Below are 5,805 nucleotides of genomic sequence, written 5' to 3' on the forward strand. Positions count from 1 at the left end.
GGGGCTGGCGATCCTGATCGACGCCACGCTCGTCCGGGGCGTGCTGCTGCCCGCCGGCGTACGGCTTCTCGGTGAACGCGCCTGGTGGGCGCCGAAGCCGCTGCGGTTGCTGCACCGGCGGATCGGGCTCTCGGAGTCCGTCGCGTGACCACGGACGGCCCGGGGGACTCAGTCCTCCGGGTCGTCCAGCCGTGCGAGCCAGGTCGCGAACCGCTCCACCGGGATCTCGAAGTCCGGGTGGATGTCGACGAACTCCTGGAGCCGCTCGCTGAGCCACGCCAGGGTGACTTCCTCGTCACCCCGGCGCTTCTCGAGCTCCTCGATCCCGCGATCGGTGAAGTACATCAGTGCTCCTCTGGCGATCGCCGACGCTTCGCGCCGACGCTCAGCTGAAGGCCTTGCCGATCAGGACCTTGGCCTCTTCGAGGTGACGCTTGGCGGTGCCGACCGCCGTCGTCGACGAAGCGGCACGGGTGATCGGCTCGACCGGGCGACCCAGCTCCGGCACCACGTTGAGGTGGTACGACGGCCACGGGCCCTGGTTGAACGGCTCGTCCTGGACCCACTTGACCTTGGCGTTCGGGTACTTCGCCAGCTCGGCCTTGATCTCCTCGATCGGCCACGGGTAGAGCTGCTCGACGCGCACGATCGCAACGTCCTCGCGGGCGCTCTTGGTGCGCTCGACGACCAGGTCCCAGGTGAGGCGACCGGACACGAGCAGCACGGTGGTGACCTTGGCGGCGTCGACCGTGTCGTCGCCGATCACCGGACGGAACGAGCCCGAGGTGAAGTCCTCCGGCTGCGCTGCGGCTTCCTTGCGCTTGAGCATCGACTTCGGCGTGAAGACGATGAGCGGCTTGTGCTCACCGCCCAGCGAGTGCCGGCGCAGCAGGTGGAAGTACGACGCCGGGTGGGACGGCTGCGCGACGACCATCGCCTCGTCGGCGCACAGCGTGAGGAATCGCTCGATCCGTGCGGACGAGTGGTCGGCACCCTGGCCCTCGTAGCCGTGCGGCAGCAGCAGCACGACACCGGAGTCCTGGCCCCACTTGGTCTTGCCTGCGGAGATGTACTCGTCGATCACCGACTGGGCGCCGTTCACGAAGTCGCCGAACTGGGCTTCCCAGAGCACGAGGGCCTCGGGACGTGCGACCGAGTAGCCGTACTCGAAGCCGAGGGCGGCGTACTCCGACAGCAGGCTGTCGTAGACGAAGAACTTCGCCTGGTCCTCGGTGAGGTTGGACAGCGGGGTCCACTCGTCGGCGTTGATCCGGTCGATCACCGTCGCGAAACGGGACACGAAGGTGCCGCGGCGCGAGTCCTGGCCGGCCAGCCGCACCGGGCGGCCGTCCATGAGGAGCGAGCCGAACGCGAGGATCTCGCCGGTGCCCCAGTCGATGGGGCCGGCCGTGATCGACGCCGCGCGACGCTGCAGCTGCGGCATCACCTTCGGGTGGACCGTGAAGCCCTCGGGCGGGCTGACGTAGGCGTCGGCGATCCGCTTGAGGACCTCGACCGGGATGGCCGTCTGGGTCTCGCCCTCCGGCTTGTCCGGGTAGTCCGGCACGGTCGTCCACTCCGACGGCTTCGTGTCGGCCTCGCGGACCTCCGTGAAGACCCGCTCCAGCTGGAGCTGGTAGTCGCGCAGCACCTGCTCGGCCTCCTCGATCGTGATGTCGCCACGACCGATGAGGGACTCCGTGTAGAGCTTGCGGACCGAGCGCTTCTGCTCGATGAGGTCGTACATCAACGGCTGCGTGTACGACGGGTCGTCACCCTCGTTGTGGCCACGGCGGCGGTAGCAGACGAGGTCGATGACGACGTCGCTGTGGAAGGCCTGGCGGTACTCGAACGCCAGCCGGGCCACCCGGATGCACGCCTCGGGGTCGTCGCCGTTCACGTGGAAGATCGGCGCCTGGACCATGCGGGCGACGTCGGTGCAGTACAGCGAGGACCGCGACGAACCGGGGGAGGTGGTGAACCCGACCTGGTTGTTGATGACCAGGTGGATCGTGCCGCCGGTGCGGTAACCGCGCAGCTGGGACAGGTTGAGCGTCTCGGCGACGACACCCTGACCGGCGAACGCTGCGTCACCGTGGAGCAGCAGCGGGAGCACCGGGAAGGCCTCGCCCTGGTCGAGCACGTCCTGCTTGGCGCGGGCGATGCCCTCCAGGACCGGGTCGACGGTCTCGAGGTGGGACGGGTTGGCGGCGACCGAGACCTTGATGGTCTCGCCGGTGCCGGCGACGAACTCGCCCTCGGCGCCGAGGTGGTACTTCACGTCGCCCGAGCCCTGGACCGTGCGCGGGTCGATGTTGCCCTCGAACTCGCGGAAGATCTGGTTGTAGGACTTGCCGACGATGTTGGCCAGCACGTTGAGGCGCCCGCGGTGGGCCATGCCGATCGCGACCTCGTCGAGCGCGGACTGGGCCGCGGCCTCGGCGATCTCGTCGACGACCGGGATCGTGGTCTCGCCACCTTCGAGGCTGAATCGCTTCTGGCCGACGAACTTGGTCTGCAGGAAGGTCTCGAAGGCCTCGGCCTCGTTGAGCTTCAGCAGGATCCGCAGCTGCTCCTCGCGGGGCGGCTTGGTGTGCGGCTGCTCGACGCGCTCCTGGATCCAGCGGCGCTGCTCGGGATCCATGATGTGCATGTACTCGATGCCCGTGGTGCGGCAGTACGAGTCGCGCAGGATGCCGAGGATGTGGCGCAGCTTCATGAAGCGGCGGCTGCCGCCACCGAACTGGCCGGTGGGGAACTCACGGTCGAGGTCCCACAGGGTCAGGCCGTGCGACTCGATGCGCAGGTCGGGGTGGCTGCGCTGCTTGTACTCGAGCGGGTCGGTGTCGGCCATCAGGTGGCCGCGCACGCGGTAGGCGTGGATCAGCTCGAGGATCCGGGCCTGCTTGTCGATCTCGTCGTCGTGGGACGTCGCGATGTCGTTGTTCCAGCGGATCGGCTCGTAGGGGATCCGCAGCGCGCGGAAGATCTCGTCGTAGAAGCCGTCCTGGCCGAGCAGGTAGCGGTGCACCTGGCCCAGGAACTCGCCCGACTGCGCACCCTGGATGACGCGGTGGTCGTACGTCGACGTCATCGTCATGATCCGCGAGATCGCGTTGCGGGCGATGGTCTCCTCGGACGCGCCCTGGAACTCCGGCGGGTAGTCCATGGAGCCGACGCCGATGATCGCGGCCTGGCCCTGCATCAGGCGGGGCACGGAGTTGTTCGTGCCGAGGCCACCGACGTTCGTCAGGCTCACCGTCGTGCCGGAGTAGTCCTCCATGGTGAGCTTGTTGTCCTTGGCCTTGCGGACGATGTCCTCGTACGCCGTCCAGAACTGCGCGAAGTCCATCGACTCGCAGGCCTTGATGGACGGCGCGACGAGCTGGCGCGTGCCGTCCTTCTTCTGCTGGTCGATCGCGAGTCCCAGGTTGATGTGGGACGGCGTGACCATCGTGGGCTTGCCGTTGATCTCGTCGTAGGTGTTGTTCATCGCCGGCTGGGCCTTGATCGCCTTGACGATGGCGTAGCCGATGAGGTGCGTGAACGAGACCTTGCCGCCGCGCGCGCGGGTCAGGTGGCTGTTGATGACGATGCGGTTGTCCCAGAGCAGCTTGACCGGGATGTTGCGCACCGAGGTCGCCGTCGGGACCGACAGCGAGATGTCCATGTTCTTCGCGGTCGCCGCGGGGATGCCGCGGAGCACGGTCAGGGTCGGCTCGTCACTCGCGACCACCGGAGCGGGGCGCGGGGCGTCCTTCGGGGTCGGCCTTTCCGCCTCGTCCTTGGGCGGGGTCGGCGTGGTCGAGGACGCCGGGCTCACCTGCGGGGCGGGGGTGGCCTTCGGGGTCGGCGCGGTGGCGGCCGGAGCAGCGGGCGCGGCAGCAGCGGGCGCCGCCGGAGCAGCAGCAGGAGCCGGGGCGGCCGGCGCCGCGGCAACGGGGGAAGCGGCGGGCGTCGTACCGTTGCCGCCTGCTCCCTTGAAGTAGGCGGCCCACGCCGGATCGACGCTGTTCGGGTCGGCCTCGAACTGCTCCTTCATCTCCTCCACGAGCCATTCGTTGGCTCCGAATCCCTCGGGAACTGGAGATCCGGTGGACTGGTCTGACGACTGCGTCACGACGTGCTTCGCCTCTTCCGATGAGCTGGACCGACCCGCCGCCGATAGCGGGTGGCTGTCGAGTGGCAAGGCTAGTCCCATGCCGAGGCAAATACCGCCCCTCGGTCACCCTTTGAGGCAAGGTGTTGCGCAACAGACACTCGACCGGGGTTCCGGGCGTGAATCGAAGGGTGGCGCACGACGTGCGAACGACACCATGGGCCGCGCTCCTGCTGACACTCGTCCTGGCTCTTGCCGGATGCTCGGGTGGCGACGAGGACAAGACCGAAAGCGGCGGACCTGCGGGGGAAACCGCGTCCGAACTGATCGCCACCGACGCCCGTCTCGGGGCAGTGAAGGGACGGCTGAGTGACGCTGCGGCCGCCGAGGTGCTGGCCCAGGTGACCGAGGTCGTGGACCGCTGGTTCGACAATGCGTACGCCGGCGACTACCCCCGTGAGAAGTTCGACACAGCGTTCGCGGACTTCACCAAGGACGCCCGGGGCCTGGCCGTCCAGCAGGCGGCGATCCTCAGCAACACCGAGGTGGGCGCCGACCTGGAGGCGGTCGAGATCACGCAGCGGGTGGTCCGCGTCGACGTGCTCGCCCCGAAGGGGAAGGTCGCCGGGGCGACCGTCCGGTTCCGGCTCGGCGTCGCGATGACCGGTGGCGTCGAACGCACCGACCGGGTGACCGGGCGGCTGATGCTCACGCCGGTGGCCGGTGGCTGGCAGGTCTTCGGATTCGATGTCCTCCGCGGCGAGGAAGGTGCCTGACATGCGCTCCCGAATCCAGCAGGTGATGCGGACGATGCTCCTGGGTGCGCTGCTCGGCCTGGTGGCGTTGGTGGTGCCCGACAGCACCCCGGCGCCGACCCAGTTCACCCTGGTGAAGTTCGAGAAGACGGCCGGCGTCGACGTCGACCCGGATGTCGTGTGGATCCTCGCGGTCGGCTCGGACGCCCGGCCGCGGGAGAACCCCGTCCGCAGCCGCGGTGACGCGTTGCAGATGATCGGCATGAACACGAGGACCGGGGCGGCCACCTCGATCGGCATCCCCCGCGACAGCTGGGTGCCGATTCCGGGCGTCGGCTCGAACCGGGTCAACGCGGCGTTGTACTTCGGTGGCCCGCAGCTGCTCGGCCGGACGGTCGGCAACCTCCTGGGCGTCGAGCCGGACTACGTGCTGGTCGCGACCTTCAGCGGTCTGGCGAACCTGGTCACGAGCATCGGCGGCATCACGGTCGACAACCCGCGCGCCTTCTCCGACGAGCACCTCCATCCCAAGGGCTTCAAGGCCGGGAAGGTGAAGGTCAACGGGATGAAGGCCGTCGAGTTCGGCCGGATCCGCAAGTCCCTGCCGGCCGGCGACTTCGACCGTTCGGCCAACCAGCAGCTGGTGCTGCGGGGGATCCGCGCACGGGTCGCCGAGCGAGCGAGCGAGCCCGGGTTCATCGAGGGCGGCGTGCTGAACGTCCTCAAGCACCTGCACACCAAGGGGGTCTCGGCGGCCCAGCTGTTCCGCATCGCGCAGGCGGTCGCCCAGGTGGACCCCGCGAAGATCACCACCTGCGTGCTGCCCGGTGCGATCGGCAACATCGGTGGCGCGAGCGTGGTCATCCCGAACACGGCGGCGGCGAAGCGCTACGGCAACGACGCCCGCAAGGACGCCACGATCAAGCGCTGTTGACCTCGGCGCCGGCCTCG

4 protein-coding genes are annotated in these 5,805 nt (G+C 68.8%); 2 read left to right on the forward strand and 2 right to left on the reverse strand.

Annotated features, from left to right (window positions below; translation table 11 throughout):
* Positions 1-168: 168 nt before the first annotated feature.
* Both ACOADB_RS16075 and ACOADB_RS16080 read right to left on the reverse strand, forming a co-directional pair.
* Positions 169-345: a DUF6104 family protein gene (locus ACOADB_RS16075; protein WP_182380276.1), complete on the reverse strand. Its 177-nt coding sequence runs from the start codon at positions 343-345 to the stop codon at positions 169-171.
* A gap of 40 nt (positions 346-385) precedes the next feature.
* Positions 386-4,120, reverse strand: coding sequence for a multifunctional oxoglutarate decarboxylase/oxoglutarate dehydrogenase thiamine pyrophosphate-binding subunit/dihydrolipoyllysine-residue succinyltransferase subunit (locus ACOADB_RS16080; RefSeq protein ID WP_378600562.1), 3,735 nt, complete (start codon positions 4,118-4,120; stop codon positions 386-388).
* Between the two features lie 182 nt (positions 4,121-4,302).
* Here ACOADB_RS16080 and ACOADB_RS16085 point away from each other — a divergent pair, with 182 nt between their 5' ends.
* On the forward strand, positions 4,303-4,875 hold the full coding sequence (locus ACOADB_RS16085; RefSeq protein WP_378600564.1) for a hypothetical protein: 573 nt from the start codon (positions 4,303-4,305) through the stop codon (positions 4,873-4,875).
* Position 4,876: 1 nt separating this feature from the next.
* Positions 4,877-5,788 carry an LCP family protein gene (locus ACOADB_RS16090; RefSeq protein WP_378600566.1) on the forward strand — a complete coding sequence of 304 codons (912 nt, stop codon included), beginning with the start codon at positions 4,877-4,879 and terminating at the stop codon, positions 5,786-5,788.
* Positions 5,789-5,805 lie beyond the last annotated feature (17 nt).

The organism is Nocardioides sp. CPCC 206348 (assembly GCF_048654705.1).
Lineage (GTDB): Bacteria > Actinomycetota > Actinomycetes > Propionibacteriales > Nocardioidaceae > Nocardioides.

Excerpts from the sequence above, each read along its gene's own strand:
- ACOADB_RS16075 (WP_182380276.1), bottom strand. The coding sequence starts at position 345 with ATGTACTTCACCGATCGCGGGATCGAGGAGCTCGAGAAGCGCCGGGGT.
- ACOADB_RS16090 (WP_378600566.1), top strand. The coding sequence starts at position 4,877 with ATGCGCTCCCGAATCCAGCAGGTGATGCGGACGATGCTCCTGGGTGCG.